This is a genomic window from Mesorhizobium sp. M4B.F.Ca.ET.214.01.1.1, assembly GCF_004791545.1.
In the GTDB taxonomy this organism is placed as follows: domain Bacteria; phylum Pseudomonadota; class Alphaproteobacteria; order Rhizobiales; family Rhizobiaceae; genus Mesorhizobium; species Mesorhizobium abyssinicae.
The window spans coordinates 1-17,045 of record NZ_SRUX01000030.1; the positions used below are offsets into that span (position 1 = coordinate 1).

The following is a 17,045-nucleotide window of genomic DNA, read 5'->3' on the forward strand; positions in this document are numbered from 1 at the left end:
CGCGCGTCGATAGCACCGACGGCAAGATAACCGTTCGGATTGACGGCGGTGGCTTGGTCACAGTCGACCTCGATTCCATCGCAGACTGCTCGCCGACTTCGCGCGTTGCCGTGAGGGGATAGGAGGATCGAGTGGGCAAATATCAGGTCAGCAGCGACCCAGTCTCCGACAACTGCCCGACGAGCTCGATCTGTTCATGGAAAAGCACGGCCTCTCCAGGCGCGCAGCGCAAGTGATCCTGCACTCAAATGGTCCATCGCGGATCCAATGTGATGCCGCAGCAGAAGCCTTTGTTCGCTTCAAGCAGTGGCGCGAGGATGCGAGAATGAAGCCGCCTTCTCCGAGCATTAAGTCGAGCATTGGAGCGCCGAGCCCTTTACCGCAAAGGCCATGCCCGCCGGATTGTTTGACGGCCGCGGGAACCGCAGCAGCCAACCAGGTGTTGAGCTGCAAAGGAGATTCAGAAACGAGTGCGCAACCCGCAGGAACGCCCTCCGGATCCAGGGGCAATATCCAGGCAGGAGCAACGCAGGATAAGACGCCGGGCTTCGACCCTGCAGCCGTACCTCAAGAGACGGATGCTGAAGCGGCGGCCACGCCGACTTCTCCCAATTCCTCAGCGCAGCACCCGGCGAATTTTACAAACCAGGCAAGCTTTGCCAACGCGATGCGGCCTATGGATAGCGAGCCAGGCCTGCGGCCTGGCAATAACTGGCCGGTGTTGGTGATTGCTGCGGTCGTGGTCCTGGCTGCGGTCGTATTCGTGATCGCTGCAATGCTATCGCCCTGAGATCAAGGAGATCGGTCACATTTCGGAACAGGCTCGCGGCTACTCAGTTCGGCGTCAGGTCGGAGGTTGCAAATGATGGCAAATCTGAGAGAGGTCCTTGATCTTCTATGGCGATGGAACCGCGAGCCGGTGCCCGAACCGCCGTCGCCGGTCGACGCGATCGTGCGCATACTACGTGAAACCAACAAGGCCGAAAAAGTGAATGATCCGCGTCAGAGCTCCCGCGATTAGTCTGCGCAGGACAGGAGCAGCCGGATCACGTACGGCGCTCTGAGTGGCTTTGCGTGCAACGGCCAATCAGAAGGCTGCGGGGTTTCCATTCTTACAAATTGGAGATTGGTTCCAGGATTGCCGACCCATCGCGGAAACAATCGAATTGGCAGCCGATGTCGCCAGCTCCGAGACGGTCGCGACAGATACCTCCCCCGGCTGGAACGCCGGCTCCACTTTCTCGTTGGGAGAAATGCGCAGATCCGCTGGAAAATGGTACGAGGTGGCAATAGTTGGTTGCGGGCCGGCCGGACTTGCGGCAGCCGTATATCTCGCAAGATTTCTGCGATCCTGCATCGTGTTCGACACAGGCGATGCGCGCGCGAAGCTAATTCCGAAGACCCGCAATTGTCCCGGCTTTCCACAGGGCATAAGCGGCAAGAGCCTATTGAAACGACTCAAGCAGCAGGCAGTCAATTATGGTTCTCAAATAGTCCAAGGTTCCGTTGAACGGCTAGACAAGGAACAGGGCAAATTTGTCCTTCAGACTTCTTTAGGACCAGTCAATGCCCGGTTTGTGATCTTGGCAACGGGTGTGGTTGACCGTGCGCCGACGATCCCGAATATCAAAACGGCTATAGAAAGGGGTTCGATTCGACTGTGTCCGGTCTGCGATGCGTACGAGGTTCGGGGACGTCGGGTAGGGGTCATAGGTCCCGAGGAGGATGCGCTTCGAGAGTCTATCTTCTTGAAAGACTTCACCCCGCATGTCTCGATCCTGTGCAATTTCCAATCCGATATCTCGACTGGGGGCCGGCGCCGGGCGAGACAAGCAGGAGTAGAGATCTGGGACGCAGTAGACGACGTGCTGCCTCATCCCTGTGGTTTTGAACTCTCCATGGTGGGCGGCGGCCTGGTCCCGATAGACGTTATCTATCCTTGCATGGGCTGTGACGTAAGAAGTGAGTTGGCTCTTGCTATCGGGGCGGAATGTGATGACGAAGGCTATATCCTGGTCGGCAACCATCTCGAAACGACGATACCCAGGCTCTACGCAATCGGAGATGTCGCCAAGGCCCTCAACCAGATTGCGGTGGGCTTCGGTCATGCCGCGCTAGCAGCTACCCACATTCACAACGAGTTACGTAAGCGCGATCGAAGCTGACCGCAAACCTTGATCCTTCAGTCGATGATGCGCGCAATCAGCCGAAGATCGAGCGCCTCCTGCGCCGTTAGATAGCAATTCTCCTTCGCCCGCTCGACAAGGTCCTCGGCGGACATGCCACTTCCCCTCACGAAGTGTTCAAAATCCTCTCGTTCGACGCGCTCGGCCGTCTCCAGAGCCGCAAGCTCCTCGCGAATGACTTGCCGACACGACTTTATGGGTCCTTGAAGCGTAATCGTCTTTTCGATGTGACGTTCGTGGATCAGCAACGTGGTGTCCGGGCTGAGGAAGCGGTCCGCACATTCAAAAGCCGAAAAGATCGTAACACCGGCTGACATGACTGCGGTCTTGCCCACGACGTAGGCGCTTTTGCCGCTGTATCGCTGGAAAACCCGTATCTCCAGAGCCATGCGCTTCGCCGTATCCGCATCTCCGCCCTGTGTCATCAGTTCAAGGATCAGGTCTTCGTCGCTGGCCCTAACAGCACCGAGCTGCTTCATGAAAGCCAGGAACAGCTGATCATTTATCATGCCATTGACTTGAACATTTGAGCCGACCAAAAGCCTTTCGTCTCCCGGAGGTTCCTTTCGGCCGTTCGACCTCTGGCGTCTTGCTAGGTCCATAGGGGCCGTAGAAGCAGGACCGCCCGGCGCCGCCGAGCCTTCGGTCCTGGCAGTGGGGGAGTGGAAGCTGGGAGATTGGACCATGGACGTTTCCTTTGCGTGGAAGCCTCGAAGGCGGCTACAATGCGACTTAACAAACGATAGCGCCTGGAAAGGCCAAAAAATTTGGAAATGCTCCGAGCCGCCAACTAGCGAGCGTCGTTATCGCTTGGCCTGGTCGCTCTCTAAGTCGACGCGCCTCACAAACTTGTCGGCTGCTCGCAGGCCCGCGCCACTCCGGTCTCACCCAATTGCGAAAGAAGGCTCTCAAAACGTCTCCTGGTCAGTTACTGGTTCCCGTCTGCCACATCGCTCACATCGCGGCAGCACTGGCTTGGCGTGCCAATTCAGCGTCGGAAACGTCGATGCTGCAGAGCAAGGTGCCGTGTTCATCTCGCACCCGCACCAGCCAGCCAGAGAGATCGTCCGTGCCAGGCTGAAGGTCGATCAGAAGGTCGATCGCACATCGGATTGCTTCCTCGCGAGCAGCCTGGAAGCTCGCCACGCCGGCTTGCGGAACCAGCCGGCCGCCATCTCCGTCCCGATACTCAAAGATATATAACCCGGCACCGCTCTGGGTTTGCGCAGAAGTGACTGCCACTTCGTCGAAATTGCCGTTGCTCTGGGCATCATAGTCGTTGGCAGCCGCGTCAAACGTGGCGGTCTGCACGAGCAACGCTTTGGCCCGATCGATTGCGCGGCTCTCGCCACCGCCCGCAAGAGGCTCCGCGTTTGCCATATCGACGCTAACGCGCTCGCCGCCCTCGCCACAGAACGAAACGCGCAGGACCGGCTGCCCATTGTGCCCGATGGCTTCGCCGACTTCAGTCCGAACCAGTTGCATAGGATGAACTCCGCTTGTTCAGTTATCCGCCGGCGCGCCTCCGAGCCGATGCGCACGCCTGCAGCTCAATGTGCATCCGAAGATGAAGTTCCAGCGCCTCCCTGGCGCGACGGCCCCAAACGCGGAGAAGAACTGCGCGTCAGCCTTCTTCGAAACGCGCAGTGTACACATCTCGTGGCCTTTCCTTCGCCCGGGCGCACGCTGCGCGGAACTCTTCGACCTCTTGCTCCGTCAGATGCTCGATGCCGATAAAGTCGTTCTTGCCCTGGCCGGAGCGGATCAACTCATCGAGCTTTGCCTGGATGGCAGCGCCATCGCGGTTCTGTGTGTTCTGAATCAAGAACACCATCAGAAAGGTGACGATGGTGGTTCCGGTGTTGATGACTAATTGCCAGGTCTCGGAGTATTGAAACACAGGGCCAGTTGCCGCCCAGGTCAAAACCGATCCCAAGCAAAGCGCAAAGGCCCACGGCCTACCTGTTGCGTGAGCGACTGCTTCCGCCATTCGATTGAACGTCTTTTCCATGAGACAAACCTTGGATTATGGTGCGAAACCAACGTTGGTTTGAAGCACCGGTTCCCGCCGATCAGGATCGCGATTTTCCGGCAACTGTTGCGCGCTTGCCGAGTTCGTAGGAGCGGCCGGTACTTTGCCGTCCAGTCGAAACCATTCTTGGTGAAGAAACGCGTATCCCGTCGGCGTCCTTGATCACCTGGGTGCGGTAGCCGTCGAATTTCACCTCGTGTGACCAGCCCTCACCCTTGGGCGGTTGCTCAACCAGCTCGGGCTCCATCGGACGGATGAAGGACAACCGGACCTTGCCGGCGGGCTAACCTACGAACTCCAACGCAAAACTCGAATTTGATTCAATATCGCGCGCTCGTAAGCGTTCCGTTAGCGTTTGCTGAAGGTCATCGGAACATTCCGGCACGGTTGCTGTTCTCTTTCAACTAGGAGGAACAGCCATGGCAGACGACAAGAGCAAGACCGATTTTCGAGACCGCGACCGGGTGTCGGGAGACGAGGAATATGAAGTTGGCTATCTTGCGAGCAAGTTCCAACTCACGATCCCAGAGGTCCGCGAGTTGATTGCCAAACACGGCAATGACCGCGAGACGCTTGAGCGGGAGGCAAAGAAGCTGGGTGAACGAAATTGACCAACTTGCCGGCCAATCAGGGTCAAGCGATAGCCCGGTCTGCTTAAATCGAGGTGACACAGGATTCCGCAGGCCGGGCCATGCACCGACATCGAGGAGGTGCCGAGCCGGGACAGTGTCTTGTCTAGGCAGGCCGCATGGCGAAATTCAAACTAGAGACACAAGCTGCATTAGATCGCTTGACCCAGCAGCGGACGCCGCGGCCTCGCTCCGGAGAGCCATCCGATTTCGACTCCTTGTCAGGATCGTCTGTGATCGTGCACTCCTCGCCTACCTTGCGGCGCTGCAGGCTGTGCGGGCTGCATGGCCTGCTGATCGCCGCCGGTGTGGACTTTGCCCCTCGGGTCTTTGTCCACCTGCCGATTTTGATCAACCGCCTGACCGTTGGCCGAGCTTGTCTCTGATTCATCGACACGTGAGTTGCTGCACGCCCCGATGAGCGCCAACCGTTTGACACCGCACCTGTCTGGACAAGTCGCATGCGAGGAGAGATGTAGCCGCGCTCGGATTGGGCTGGCAATGCCGGAACCGGGCCGTAGGCAACGCGTTGATTCGCAGTTGTATGGGTCGAGTGATGAGTGACCTTGTGAGAGTTATCTGGGAAGAGTTGGCGGAACTGGTCCCTGCGCTGACCAATCGGAAAAGAAGCGAAGCCGATGCCCTGCCGGTCGATGCGCCAGACTTCCCAAATGACCTCGAGCCGGTGATACGGTCGCCATAAGCGCGGGACCAACCCAATAAGTGGCCGGGCTGTCGTGGGTCAGTCATTTCGATACCAAGCAGCTCGTTTTCGCCAGTTCTAAAAGGCCTTCGTTTTTCAGCCACGCGCTCGAGGTGGAATGGTGCGGGCGCAAGGGCGGCCCAGGCTGATTCCAAATCACGAAATATTTCCGCCGGAACAGAGCGCGATGGCCGCAGTTGATGAGGGTAAGAAAAAACTTACCAAGAAAGGGAGAAGAGCATGGCCAACCAAGGCGGAAGTCGCGAACAGCATGGGAAGGCTGGACAGCAGAGCGATAAAGATAAGCGCCGCGGCAGCGGCGAGCAGCGCGGCGATGACAAGCGGGATCAGCAGCAGGCCGACGACAGGCAACGCGGTGGCCAGCAGCGGGGCGGGAGCGGCAACTTTGCCGACGACCGCGAAAAGGCTTCGGAGGCCGGACGCAAAGGCGGTCAATCCTGATCAGAAGCGGCGCTTTCGGGCGCCGCTTTTTTTAGCCAATTTGAAAAGGAGAAACGCAATGCCGATGAAATCGGAAAAGGGATTGGAAACGCTGTTCGTGGAGGGCCTGAAGGATCTCTACTACGCGGAAAAGAAGATCCTGAAGACATTGCCGAAGCTGGCGAAGGCCGCGCAATCCGAACAGGTAGGCGCTGCATTCGAGAAACATCGGATGGAAACAGAACGCCAGGTAGAACGGCTCGAACAGGTTTTCGAGCAACTTGGCAAACCTGCCAGGGGCAAGACGTGCCCCGCCATCGACGGTATTCTCGAAGAGGGCTCGGAGGTGCTCGAAGAGTATAAGGGGGCGCCCGCCCTCGATGCGGGCCTTGTAGGCGCCGCACAGGCGGTTGAGCATTATGAGATTGCCCGCTATGGGACGCTCATCGCCTGGGCGGAGCAACTCGGCATGAAGGATGCCCTCCCGCTGTTGCGCGAAACCCTCAAGGAAGAGACGGCGACCGACGAAGCGCTCAGCGCGTTGGGCCAGAGCGACGCCAACAAGCGCGCGCTGCAAGCGGCCTGATCAGCTCTCAACAAGCGGCTCCGGTGCTTGTCCGGAGCCGCATGGTGCTACGATGACTATACCGATGCCATCCAACTTCCATGTAGAACAACCAGCCGATGCGATGGTACCAGTCGCATCGGTGACCGAGGCCGTCGCTGAACGTCGACGATGTATAATGATCCTGCAGCAACGAGCGCGCGCCTTTGAACGGCTAAACCTGTTCAATGTTTCACGGGCTCTGTCGTCAGTTGCTGAAGAGATCCGGGGGAGCGAGGATGATGGAAGCGTTCGCGAATGGGACGAACGACGGCAGACCCCCGACTTCGTAAAATGACCAAGCTTTCCGATCTTGAGCGTCGGTTGCCGGCGCGCGACTTGAGCGACGGCGATCATTTCCACAAATGTCCCGTCTGGGGTCAAGCAGTGGACTGGCGCGACTTGCGACAGGTTGTCTGGCATGAGCAGCCCTGACACCGGCGGATGGACCTCGATTCCTAAAGCTAGTCGGCCGTCTTTGGGTTTTCCTCACAGTGGCTTGTTTTGCTTCGCGCAAATCCTTCAACCTCCTGGCGCTCTCGGCGCGCGCGGCTGCTTCCATTTGGATAATTTCATGCGTTGCCCTACTCGTTCGCTCTATTCGTTGGCCTAGTTCTGGATGGGTCTCCGCTGTCATCGCCATCTCAATCGGCCCCCCGCCGAGTCATATTGAACAAATGAAGCCCGCACCGGGAGGGGACCGGAGCGGGCTCCATTTCGGGCTAGCCCGAGGCGGCGCCACGGAGTTGTGATCTGGAATGCACCGCCGCCAACCATGAGAACTGCGAGGTGCTCGCATTGTTCCAGCGGCATGAAAAAGCCCGCGCTACGGAGGACCGATAACGCGGGCCGCGGCTGATGTTTTTGCCCCACCAGCCTACGCCGAACTCCAAGCAGCCTCATCCGACGCAAGGACCTAACTAATTCAAAGCCGCTAATGTTCCGGCCGCGCCCCGGAATCTTCGGAACAAGACCTCAAGCCCCACTTGGGATGCGGTGCAGCGGCCGGGAACCAGCCCTTGTGAAGGCACGTTGCTCAGAGATGATTCTACTGAGGTTCGCATCCAATGGCAAAACACCTGTCTCGAGCCCCGGAGCAACGCGGCACCGGAAATATCCTGATGTGGGGTGCCATGATAGCCGCGATGCTTTTTGTCGCCCTCTTGATTATTCTCACTTTCGGGCCGTCCGCGGCGGGATCGTAGGGCACGGGCACATCTGCAGCGCGAACAGCAATGTGGCCTTCTTGGCCGCCTGCCTCGGTCACTTGGAACAAAGAGCCGGGATCCAAAGGCCCGGCGGTTGATCCTGGTCCTGGTGATCCCTCTTCTTCGTTCCAGCCTAAGGCACATCGGACATCGCCTGCACGACCACCTAACACGATCGGTGGCGGATGAATGTCAGGATCGATGGCTCGTGGCCGGGCCAGGCACCTAGCACTGCGCCCCGCTTCCCGGCTCCCTAGCCCGTCATTGCCCGAAGCACCACACATTGCGTTAAGCCACCGAAACCATTCGCAAATCCTCATCGCAGCAAGGTGCAGCGAATATTCAAACATTGTGAAATGCCCACCCAACTCGTTGAAAACAAACAACCGATGGCCAGAAAACATTGCGGCCTTTTATCTAGCCATCTTAATCGGTTGTGCTTCCGGTGGTCTTTTCGACATCGTCGCTCCTCTCCTTTTGTGCGATAATATACGAATTTATTCTCTATGCTGCGATACCACCGGCGCGGCCGCAGGCAATGTATGGCCCGCCCCGTCTGCAAGCGGAATGTTTTGAGAGGCACTCTCGGCCTGCACCAATGTATCCAGCCTCGGCGCTTTAGGCGCCCTGCCAAGATGGAGATTCGCGCGCCCGGCTCCAACATGCTGACAGGTTTGCCGAACGCCGATCAACCGTTGGGCCATCTCTATGTACATCCTCCCGCAGACTTCATGCGGCCGAGCAGTTGCCGGGGCGCACCCGCTCGACCAACTCGTTACCCCTCGTTACGGCTTCATAGGGGCGTTGCTTGACATCGCAGCCCAGGCGATCCGGGCCAGCTTGTTGGCAAGCGCAACGACCACCACGTTGCGCTTGGCGCGCTGTAGCAGTGCCTGCAGCCAGGCGCCGAGTTGGGTGTCCATTCGCGCCAGGTGCGGCAGTGCGGCTCGCGCACCGTGGATCAACAGCACGCGCATGTAGGTGCTCCCGCGCTGGCTGATCCCCGTCAGGTGCGGCTTGCCGCCGGTCGTGATCTGACGTGGAACAAGCCCCAGCCAGGCAGCGAAGTCACGCCCCTTCGCAAACGCCGACACGTCGCCGACCGCTGCTGCCAGCGCCGTTGCGCTGAGCGCGCCAATGCCTGGCACGCTGCGCAGGAGACGGGCTCGTTCATCGCTTTTGGCAAGCGCTTCGAACTCCTGGTCGAGTTGCTTGATCCGATGATCGAGCGCCTCTTTGAAGCGCGTCATCAAGCCCGACGCCGCCTCGTAGAGCGACCGGCGCACGTCCGCATCGCCGGCCTTTGATATGCAACCCTGAATGTCGATCGAGGTGCCCGACTGCCATCGCCGCGACGTCAGGCTAGGCCGCGACGTCGCGTGAGTGGCGGAAGCGCGACGGATCGTCGATCGCCGTCATGAACGAAAGTGCTGTGACGGGGGCCGACGCCGGGGATCGCCATGAAGCGTCGGCACAGTTCGCTGTGGGCCACCATTTTGACGACGAGATCGTGCAGCCGGCAATACTGCCTGCTGCGCGTGCCGACAGCAGCATGGCGTCCATCAGCTCGGACGACAGCGGATCTCCGCCACCGCGGCGCTCACCGCCTGCTCGAAAGCCCCTCGCCCGACCTTGCTCAGGCGGATGCCGAATGCCTTCAGCGAATGGCGGATGGCGTTCTCCAGGTCGAGGAACTTGGCCCTTCAGATTGCGGCGGTGTGTCAGCAGAAGCTCGGTTCGGTAGCAGCTTTCAGACTTGTTATGAGCCTGTCGGAACCACCCGGTGCGCATGATGTGGGCGATGCCGAGCGCATCGGCCTTGTCGGTTTTGTTGCACTGAGCCGACATCGCGGCGCACATATTGGTTTCCGGGCACATCGCCGCCCGAACTTCAACAGTTCCGGGTGCGGCGAGGACAACAGCGAGCCGGCGTCGGGGCCGACGCGGGAGGGATGGCCGAGCGGTTTAAGGCACCGGTCTTGAAATTCGCTTGCTAACGTACCTCCCCTTCCCTAGCTGTTCCGATACGTCGTGCTTTGTCAAAGCGTTAAAGGGTCTTCCTGTGGCTTCCGTCACGGCTCGTCCCGTTACGTCCCGTAGCATTTAGTTGCAAAAAGCGTAGCAGCATGTTCTTGCCCCGTTCCCCTGACAGGCGCTGACAGAAAGCAGGCCCGGAAGCCTCTCCCACATAGAAGCCAAACAGAACAGGGGGAACACCCGAAAGCCCGAGCCGAAACCGCCGGGCCAATTGGGGGAACTCTCAGCTCAGCTTTTCACGCGCGGCCATGCCGCTACGGCAACAAGTCGGTGTCTGTTCGACATGAAAAAGCCCGGTCACATTGCTACCGGGCCTAATTGCGTGCCAACTCTTTCCAGCAAGCGGCTCTCAATTTCGGGGCAACGAATTATGGATATGCTCGACAACTGGTCATTGACTTGGAGGAAGCCGCCAAAGCCTGCCAGGCGTCCTGCGAAATGGTGGTCCAGCAGCAGGCGGTGATCTTTTCCGAATCCCGATATGTTGAAGTCGGCGATCAGCCAACTTTACCGGCAACAGGTGGTGATCGGTCGCAACATTTCGACCTTGGGCACAATGCTGCAGGCGATCCGCGATGGCGTGACGATCCCGCCAGTTCCCAATTGAAAATCCGGGCACCTAGCAAGCCGCAGACCCCTCAACAATCAACCGTAATGGAATTTCGGCTTGGGCTCGGTACCCTCGAATTCAACGCCTACGCGATCATTCTTGCGCCATCTAACAACAGTCCTGTACGCGATCCCGTCGACAGGGACGTACAGCACGAAGCGTTCTGGAATCTGAATGTCTGCGGCCAGCTTCAGTTCGGCGCCTTTGGCGTGCTGATTGCGTAGTGAGCAGGTGATTTCCGAGTTTTGGAAACCAGTGATGATCGTTGCGCCCTTCAGGACGCGCGGGCGATGTTCTCGGCGGGGGACCGTCTGGAGGTAGCGATTCCATAGGCTTATAACGCAAACGGGCTTCAAGCGCTCCGTCACAAATATATAGTTATGCAAGTCCTTGAGGCCGAGGGCATCGAGTTTCTGAATCACGGAAGCCCAGGCTTTCGTTTGAAGGCTGGACAAAAGTGAGACGCACGCGCGAAGATTTGTTGGATGACGATCCAATCACTCTCCAGGAAGCTTCCGACCTTTTGCTGCGCGGCGTGGTGTCCGTGGCTGCGCTTCGTTCCGAAATTAAGCGAGGCAACCTGGTTGTGGAGCGAATTGGGAAAAACCTCTACACACCTCTCCAGCACACATCCGAGAGATGCGCAGGCGATGTCTCGTGCCCCAGAAACGGGTCGGTTCCGATTAATGCTTGGCGTGACTGCTTATGGCATGCTGTCGTAAAATGAGGCTACATCATATCGAGACCCCTCTCCATTTCAGCCCGACAGATCACGGCAATATGCAAAGGCGCCGCGCGGGCAGGCTTTGTCGCGGAGATCACTATCAACGGCGTGGTGGTTCGGCTGGTGCCGGAGGGGCAAGCTACGAAGCCCGCTGGAGGGGCATCCGATTATGCATTGGATGCCGAGTTAGAAGGTTGGGATGGCAATCGGAACCGCAGCCAAACCGCAAAGGGACTTGGCGGCTATCCGCCGGGGTCGGGGCGCAAAAGAGATCCGCTCCAAGACTACTACGATCGGCTGGGATTCGATCCGCTTACCATGGGCCAAAGGGAAATGATGGAGCTGCAGAAGGCCGCCGAGGAAAAATGGAAAGCCTCGATCCCAGGCACTCCGCTCGGGAAACGGGAGCGAAATGCCCTAAAGCAGCTAAGCTCTTATGGCCCGAACATCGCGGTTCACTCGAGTAAGATTAAGGGCTGCGGGGACGAGACGGCAGAACGCCTCAAGGCTCGAGGCTTTCTGGAAACCACCGCCCATCCCAAACATGCCAACAGCTTCGAGTCCTTGATCCTTACCGACGCGGGCCATACGGCGTTCCGTGCGCTCCAGGCTGAGCAATCATGAAAAAGCCCTCGCCATCAGCCAGCGCCAGATCACAGCCGTTTGCAAGGGTGCCACGGCGGCCGGCTACATCGCAGACGTAACGATCAATGGAGTTACGATTAGGCTGATGCCGGCTGAGATGGCCTCGCCTACCAGTTCCGCCCCAAGCCGGGAAGATCCGACACTCGAAGAATGTAGTCAAGCTCTATATCGCCGCCATCACGGCCTCAATGCTTGCCGGCGCGATCTGGCGCTACCGGCAGCGCGACACGATCGGCAGGGCTGCCTGCCTGCTAATGGCCGGCATGGGCGCCTACATGCTGTTGCGCTAATGGTAAACCCGCTGCCGAGGGGACAGCAGCGGGCTTGGCTCTCAAGGCAATGGCCGGATGCGGGGTTGGGACACAAGGGCATCCGGCCAGCCCTTTCAACGAGGGTGGCGATCGTTAGTTCCTATGCCGTTCGCATATATTAGCAATCTCTTGCTAAACCCGCGTTCGCCCCAGGCTAGCTGCCCTTGGCCTTGCCGTAGGCGTTAGGGCTGGTATCGGGCGTGTAGATCGTCCCCACCTTCCTGCCGCCGCACTTGGCACACTTCAGCTTCGGAATGATGTCGTCCGCCATTGCCGGCGCATCTGGACCGAACCGATCGCGGAGCTTGGCGAGATCGAGCTTCTGGCCATGGTTGCAGGGCGACCAGTGGCAAAACGCCGTCACCGTCATCTTCGCATCGATCAGGGAGTGAAACGTCCAGCCCTTGCCCGCCATGAGGCCGATATAGCGCGCCACAGGGAGGTCCGCCAGCGCGCGTTTCTGCGCACGCTAGTTCCGAGTGGGCAGCACCCTAAAGTCTGCCGAGCGCCCGCCTCCCCTCTCTGCATCGTCATCCGCCGCGGTGAGCCCACGACGAAACAACTCCCGAACGGCGTCAGATCGAGTCGGCATTCTTCTCTCAAACCGCCAGGCGTCCAGCACGGCCAGTTCCTCGGCATTGAGCATGATCTGTAGACGGTATGTTCGTTTGTTGGGCACGTTCTGCTCTCTCATCAATCTGCAATACCGGCGTCGTGATGGACGATTGCGTCGAGGATGACCTCATAGACGCTGCCGGTGTCTTCCTCAATCTCGGTGCTGCTGATGCCTGCCGACTTCGCGTCGGCGAACAGCTTTTGGCTCAACTCGGCAACCGAGATGATATCGGCACCCACCGTCTCGGGAACGTTGGCGACTATCCATTTGTACAAAAAGTCAGTCCCACGGGTGCTCATGGCCGACTAAGTCAAAGTCGGGCATTAGGTTCCACAAAGCCTCGCCAGCGCACGTTCATAGCCGCCCTCCCTGTGCGAGCAGGCGGGCGGCCAGCATTCGCGTCTCCGCGGCTATGCAGATCCCCGCTTAGGAACCGACATTCGATGCGGCCGTTCTCCTGTGCGATCTGGAGGTGCGAATGTTCAACCCGTGGTTCGATCTTTATTTGTCGGCGCTGGAAGCGCATCAGGTAATCTGGCTTCGTACATTTCGAATTGCTCAGGGAGGTAAATTGGCAGAGCGGGAAGCGAAGCAAATGATCACTGAGAAAGTCGAGGCGGCCGCGCTCGCCGGCACCCTCTTCGCTACCGGCTCGGTGGGCAAGGTCGCAGCGGTCTATCGGAGGAAAATCAGAGCCAACAAAAAACGGCTCTCCATCTAGTTCTGAAGCTGGCCTAGCTAGTCACGCGCGTCAAGGACACGGCGTCCAGACCTCCGCCTAGCCGACGGTCAATGCTTTGCGGGGCCTGACGCCGCGGGCGAGAATGCTGATTTCGGCTTCGGTCAACGTGATCTGATAGCGCTGTGTGGAATTCTTCGAGTAGATGTCGTCGGCAATAATCGACACCGTCACATCGCCATTCTCGTCGATCTGCACATCCTCGATCTGCAGCGGCGCTGAGTATATGTACTTCGGTGATCCTGGCCTTCGCGCAGGCTGAGCAGACAGTCGCAATGCGAAAAATCCTTTGCTGTACCAGCAATTCGTCTGACGCAAAATTGATGCCAGCATTCGGTCTCGAGATGAAACACTGAAACGTTGGGCTACTCCCACGTTCGTCCTTATGGATATGTGCCTGCTATTTCGGCAAGAGCGTATTGTTTCACCAGCGGCGCCGCGTTCGACCCGAACCCAGCGCCGGTTAGGCCCGGCGTTTGCGGCCCACCCACGCCAGCCTGCCGGGCCGCTCTACTCGTCCCTCCAAACGACACGCCGCTCCCATCGGATCTCGACCAGGCGCCGAAAGCGGATGGTCTCAAGTTCCTGCCCGACTGGGTGGAACAGCTCGGCCCTCATTGACTCTTTGCGCCCACATCTCTCGCAGCGGGGCCCCGACATCTTCTATGGTAGCGTTGCCGATTACCTCCCTCAGTTCGATCGGCTTATAGAAGCGGCGAATGTTGCGATAGCCGCAGCGGATCCTAGCCACCTGGCCGGCATTGTGCGCATGCATCAACGTCCATTTCGCGCCTTTCGGCCATTTTTCCGGTTGTTCGGGCATGCCCTGAAATGGAGAACATATTCCTGTCCGGTCAAGAGGTGCTTGACAGATTTGTTCTCATTTCGTTCACTACTTCTGATGAGCGACGAAATCCGCCTGCCCAAGCCTGAATATGGCACCCCGCCCGGTGTCCACCATCATGTCTGCGAGCACGAAGGCTGCGGCAAAGATGCCGGCTGGGGCTTTGCCAGGCCGAAGCAGGCACCGCACTGGTTCTGCTTTGAGCATCGGGCCGAGGGCGAGGATTACCTGTAGATAGACGGCCGCAGAGCGTCAGGTTCCAGTAACTTCGCCAACACGTCCAGGAGGCGCCGCTCGGGGGTGGGTTTCCCAACGTTGGGCGCGCCCGCTAGAACGGCCCCGCCGACAAGCTCCGGCCGGTCATAAGCACTCGCCACGGCAAATGGTACATTGAGGCTGCTCAACTTTTCCGCCAATGGCGTGACCAGTTCATGGCCTAGATTTACGTCGAGCAATGCGACAGACGGCAGTTCGCTTTCCAGTATGCGAGATGCTGCGGCCACGGTCGAAACAGGCCCCAGGACACGCCATCCTCGCCGTTCGAGCATGGATTTGAGGTCCATCGCGATCAGAAATTCATCTTCCACGATTAGGACCGTCTTTTGCACCTGCCTTCAATCTTGTTGGCTCGCCCTCGTGAGCGGAATGACCATCTGCACCTTTAAACCCGTCGCCGCATAGGTGCCCCCCGGATCGTACGCTATTGCGAACTGGATCAACGTCGTCCCAAAGCCCGTAGAAACCGGCGGGGTCACTTTGGGGCCACCGCTTTCGGTCCAAGTCAGCCGGAGCAGTCGGGTCTCCGCCTCCTCAACCTCCCAGCGCACATGAACCTGTCCGCCCGCTTTCGACAGCGCCCCGTATTTGAGAGCGTTCGTCGCCAGCTCATGTAGCGCAAGCGCCAGAGACATCAATCTCTTGCTATCCAGTTTCACAGGCGGCCCGTTGTCGATCTTTACGGCGTTGGGGCTTGCTACGAACGGTTCCAGGGCATGTGCTACCAGCGCGGCGAGGTCGCCATCCCCGCCGCCGACAAACCCTTGGTCATTCGCGTCCACGACGGCCGCCAGCCGGCCAAGAAACGCGTCTCGATATGCCTCCCCAGAGACGCCTTCAGCCTTGGTCTGGTTAGCCAGTGCCCGAACCAGTCCGAGCAGGTTCTTCATCCGATGCCGAAGTTCGCCGAAGAGAACTTCAAATTCGGCCTCTCTGTGGGTCGTGTCCGTGGCATCGACGAGCGACAGCAACATGGTGGTGCCGTCGTCGTCCCGATTGATGGTGCGCGCCGTAATCAGCATGGTCCGCTTCCCGACGCCGGGAAAATCGTGCTCCACCTTATAGTCGATAACGGCAGTGCTCTTCGGGATCACGTCCGCGAGCAAGCGACGCAGCTCGGGAATATCCCACTGGCCGTCTCCGAGGTCGTAGATATGCTTCCCAATGGTGTCGTCGCGCTGGACTTTGAACGTTCGGAAGAACGCGCGATTGGCGCTCTGGATGCAGAGGGCACTGTCCAACACCAGCAAAGGAACAGGGACCGTATCCACGACCCCCTGCGCTTGCACATGGCCTGTCCGCAGTATCCGGTAGAGGTCTTCCAAGTTCACCATGGGTATGCCCCCGACAAGATCGGCCTACGGTATTAGTCAATGGGTCAAGCCACAACCCTTGACGCTGGCAAAGCGATGGCCTTCCGACCGCCTCTGTGGCGCGGCGCTGCCTTTAGGGCTCATCCCAAAAGTCTTTCAGCGAAGCATGTCGTAGGTCTTCCTCGCCGCGCAGGTGCTTCACGCGGCCGATCAGCCCCGGCTTCACCCATTGCGTCGCCGGCCGCTTCATACCCTTCGGTGGGCTTCCTGGAGCCTCCTGGACGCGCTGCCAGAGCCGTTCGCGCATTTCCCGGTTCAAGCTGATAAAGGCGCTCCCAACGTAGCGCCCGGTGCCGCGCTCGGCCATCAGGGCGAAAGCTGGTTTGCCGGCCTCCCGCTCGACGCCGAGCAGCTCATATTCGCCGATCGTGTAAGCCTTGGTCTTCAGCCAGGCCGTCGAGTTGCCAGAGCGGTATTTGCTCTCTTTGCGCTTGGATACCATCCCCTCGAGGCCGGCTTGGTCGATCAGGTGGAAGATCGATTTCGCATCACCCGGCAACGGCTGGCTGAACTGGATGCGTCCGCCGTCCGGGATCATCTCGGACAGGATCTCCCGGCGATCCTCTAGCGGCATGTCGCGAAGGTCGTGGCCATTGAGGTGGAGCAGATCGAAGGCAACGAAATAGAGGTCCCGTTGCCGACTGGTGATGGCCTTGCGCAGGGCCTTGAAGTCGGACAGCCCGGTATCGTTCAGGACGATGATCTCGCCGTCTATGATTGCGGTCGCGACCTCCAGCTCGCCAGCAGCCTTTGCGAGGTCGCGATACTTGGCAGTCCAGTCGAGCCCGCGCCGGGTGAAGATGCGCACACCATCGGCATCCCTCACGATCTGGGAGCGGTAGCCGTCGAATTTCACCTCATGTATCCAGCCGTCCCCCTCTGGCGGCTTCTCGACCAGGGTCGGCATCAAAGGCTCAATGAACTTCAGACGCATCAACGCAACTCGACAGGACCGCGATTCAAGGCACCAAACCCCGATCCGGTTCCGGAACATTTTAGCTAACTTGAATGTTTAAATAACTACCCGGCTCAAAGCGTGGAGACGATGGCGCGAAGTCCGCGAGTTG

Annotated in this window: 21 protein-coding genes and 2 pseudogenes; 10 read left to right on the plus strand and 13 right to left on the minus strand. The window is 59.0% G+C overall.

The genetic code is table 11. From position 1 onward, the window contains the following. The first annotated feature begins 196 nt into the window (after positions 1–196). The 3 genes from EN857_RS35965 to EN857_RS32640 all read left to right on the plus strand — a co-directional run bounded on the left by EN857_RS35965 (position 197) and on the right by EN857_RS32640 (position 2,165). Positions 197–790 carry a hypothetical protein gene (locus EN857_RS35965; protein WP_245511372.1) on the plus strand — a complete coding sequence of 198 codons (594 nt, stop codon included), beginning with the start codon at positions 197–199 and terminating at the stop codon, positions 788–790. A gap of 72 nt (positions 791–862) precedes the next feature. Next, entirely contained in the window at positions 863–1,021 is a 159-nt protein-coding gene (locus EN857_RS35020; protein ID WP_187331527.1) for a hypothetical protein, read from the plus strand. Positions 1,022–1,064: 43 nt separating this feature from the next. Next, positions 1,065–2,165, plus strand: a complete 1,101-nt coding sequence (locus EN857_RS32640) for an NAD(P)/FAD-dependent oxidoreductase (protein WP_245493407.1) — start codon at positions 1,065–1,067, stop codon at positions 2,163–2,165. A gap of 17 nt (positions 2,166–2,182) precedes the next feature. Here EN857_RS32640 and EN857_RS32645 read toward each other — a convergent pair whose 3' ends face one another. The 4 genes from EN857_RS32645 to EN857_RS32660 form a co-directional block, all read right to left on the minus strand. After that, on the minus strand, positions 2,183–2,725 hold the full coding sequence (locus EN857_RS32645) for an ATP-dependent Clp protease proteolytic subunit (protein WP_187331528.1): 543 nt from the start codon (positions 2,723–2,725) through the stop codon (positions 2,183–2,185). A 415-nt stretch (positions 2,726–3,140) separates the two neighbouring features. Next, positions 3,141–3,671: a hypothetical protein gene (locus EN857_RS32650; protein WP_127392964.1), complete on the minus strand. Its 531-nt coding sequence runs from the start codon at positions 3,669–3,671 to the stop codon at positions 3,141–3,143. 139 nt (positions 3,672–3,810) lie between these two features. Continuing rightward, complete coding sequence (locus tag EN857_RS32655) at positions 3,811–4,197, minus strand: low affinity iron permease family protein (RefSeq protein ID WP_127392963.1); 387 nt, start codon at positions 4,195–4,197, stop codon at positions 3,811–3,813. 61 nt (positions 4,198–4,258) lie between these two features. Continuing rightward, entirely contained in the window at positions 4,259–4,483 is a 225-nt protein-coding gene (locus EN857_RS32660; protein WP_187331529.1) for a hypothetical protein, read from the minus strand. Positions 4,484–4,637: 154 nt separating this feature from the next. Between EN857_RS32660 and EN857_RS32665 the strand changes: the two genes are divergently transcribed. From EN857_RS32665 to EN857_RS32675, 3 genes are all read left to right on the plus strand, one after another. Continuing rightward, a complete protein-coding gene (locus EN857_RS32665; RefSeq protein ID WP_127392962.1) occupies positions 4,638–4,829 on the plus strand; it encodes a DUF3606 domain-containing protein in 192 nt (63 codons plus the stop codon). A gap of 961 nt (positions 4,830–5,790) precedes the next feature. Beyond that, positions 5,791–6,012, plus strand: a complete 222-nt coding sequence (locus EN857_RS36385) for a KGG domain-containing protein (protein ID WP_127392961.1) — start codon at positions 5,791–5,793, stop codon at positions 6,010–6,012. Between the two features lie 58 nt (positions 6,013–6,070). Further along, positions 6,071–6,577: a ferritin-like domain-containing protein gene (locus EN857_RS32675; RefSeq protein WP_128346477.1), complete on the plus strand. Its 507-nt coding sequence runs from the start codon at positions 6,071–6,073 to the stop codon at positions 6,575–6,577. A 2,011-nt stretch (positions 6,578–8,588) separates the two neighbouring features. On the opposite strand, the pseudogene EN857_RS35975 reads toward EN857_RS32675, so the two are convergent. Then, a pseudogene (locus tag EN857_RS35975) lies at positions 8,589–9,035 on the minus strand (IS110 family transposase); the annotation flags it as partial. Positions 9,036–9,038: 3 nt separating this feature from the next. After that, positions 9,039–9,749, minus strand: a pseudogene (locus EN857_RS35980) (transposase); the annotation flags it as partial. Between the two features lie 572 nt (positions 9,750–10,321). Here EN857_RS35980 and EN857_RS36250 point away from each other — a divergent pair. Continuing rightward, entirely contained in the window at positions 10,322–10,447 is a 126-nt protein-coding gene (locus EN857_RS36250; RefSeq protein ID WP_281035237.1) for a hypothetical protein, read from the plus strand. A gap of 38 nt (positions 10,448–10,485) precedes the next feature. Here the strand turns inward: EN857_RS36250 and EN857_RS35985 are convergent, their stop codons facing one another. Further along, complete coding sequence (locus EN857_RS35985; protein WP_127393438.1) at positions 10,486–10,788, minus strand: PilZ domain-containing protein; 303 nt, start codon at positions 10,786–10,788, stop codon at positions 10,486–10,488. Positions 10,789–11,282: 494 nt separating this feature from the next. Here EN857_RS35985 and EN857_RS32690 point away from each other — a divergent pair, with 494 nt between their 5' ends. Further along, on the plus strand, positions 11,283–11,798 hold the full coding sequence (locus EN857_RS32690) for a hypothetical protein (RefSeq protein WP_127393436.1): 516 nt from the start codon (positions 11,283–11,285) through the stop codon (positions 11,796–11,798). 486 nt (positions 11,799–12,284) lie between these two features. Here the strand turns inward: EN857_RS32690 and EN857_RS32695 are convergent, their stop codons facing one another. Both EN857_RS32695 and EN857_RS32705 read right to left on the minus strand, forming a co-directional pair. Next, complete coding sequence (locus EN857_RS32695; protein ID WP_245493548.1) at positions 12,285–12,566, minus strand: hypothetical protein; 282 nt, start codon at positions 12,564–12,566, stop codon at positions 12,285–12,287. A gap of 257 nt (positions 12,567–12,823) precedes the next feature. Further along, a complete protein-coding gene (locus EN857_RS32705; protein WP_127393804.1) occupies positions 12,824–13,045 on the minus strand; it encodes a DUF768 domain-containing protein in 222 nt (73 codons plus the stop codon). Between the two features lie 179 nt (positions 13,046–13,224). Here EN857_RS32705 and EN857_RS32710 point away from each other — a divergent pair, with 179 nt between their 5' ends. Then, positions 13,225–13,467, plus strand: a complete 243-nt coding sequence (locus EN857_RS32710; protein WP_127393805.1) for a hypothetical protein — start codon at positions 13,225–13,227, stop codon at positions 13,465–13,467. A gap of 57 nt (positions 13,468–13,524) precedes the next feature. Here EN857_RS32710 and EN857_RS32715 read toward each other — a convergent pair whose 3' ends face one another. After that, the gene (locus EN857_RS32715) at positions 13,525–13,818 is read right to left on the minus strand and encodes a hypothetical protein (RefSeq protein ID WP_127393806.1); all 294 of its coding nucleotides are present in this window, start codon (positions 13,816–13,818) and stop codon (positions 13,525–13,527) included. 568 nt (positions 13,819–14,386) lie between these two features. Here EN857_RS32715 and EN857_RS35040 point away from each other — a divergent pair. After that, positions 14,387–14,563 carry a hypothetical protein gene (locus EN857_RS35040; RefSeq protein ID WP_187331531.1) on the plus strand — a complete coding sequence of 59 codons (177 nt, stop codon included), beginning with the start codon at positions 14,387–14,389 and terminating at the stop codon, positions 14,561–14,563. Here the strand turns inward: EN857_RS35040 and EN857_RS32720 are convergent. The 3 genes from EN857_RS32720 to EN857_RS32730 form a co-directional block, all read right to left on the minus strand. Then, positions 14,554–14,937 carry a response regulator gene (locus EN857_RS32720; protein WP_127393807.1) on the minus strand — a complete coding sequence of 128 codons (384 nt, stop codon included), beginning with the start codon at positions 14,935–14,937 and terminating at the stop codon, positions 14,554–14,556. The genes EN857_RS35040 and EN857_RS32720 overlap by 10 nt on opposite strands. Positions 14,938–14,943: 6 nt before the next feature. After that, positions 14,944–15,939, minus strand: coding sequence for an HWE histidine kinase domain-containing protein (locus EN857_RS32725; RefSeq protein ID WP_348630798.1), 996 nt, complete (start codon positions 15,937–15,939; stop codon positions 14,944–14,946). Between the two features lie 112 nt (positions 15,940–16,051). Further along, positions 16,052–16,912 (minus strand): ATP-dependent DNA ligase, encoded by an 861-nt coding sequence (locus tag EN857_RS32730; RefSeq protein WP_127393808.1) that lies wholly within the window; start codon positions 16,910–16,912, stop codon positions 16,052–16,054. Positions 16,913–17,045: the final 133 nt, after the last annotated feature.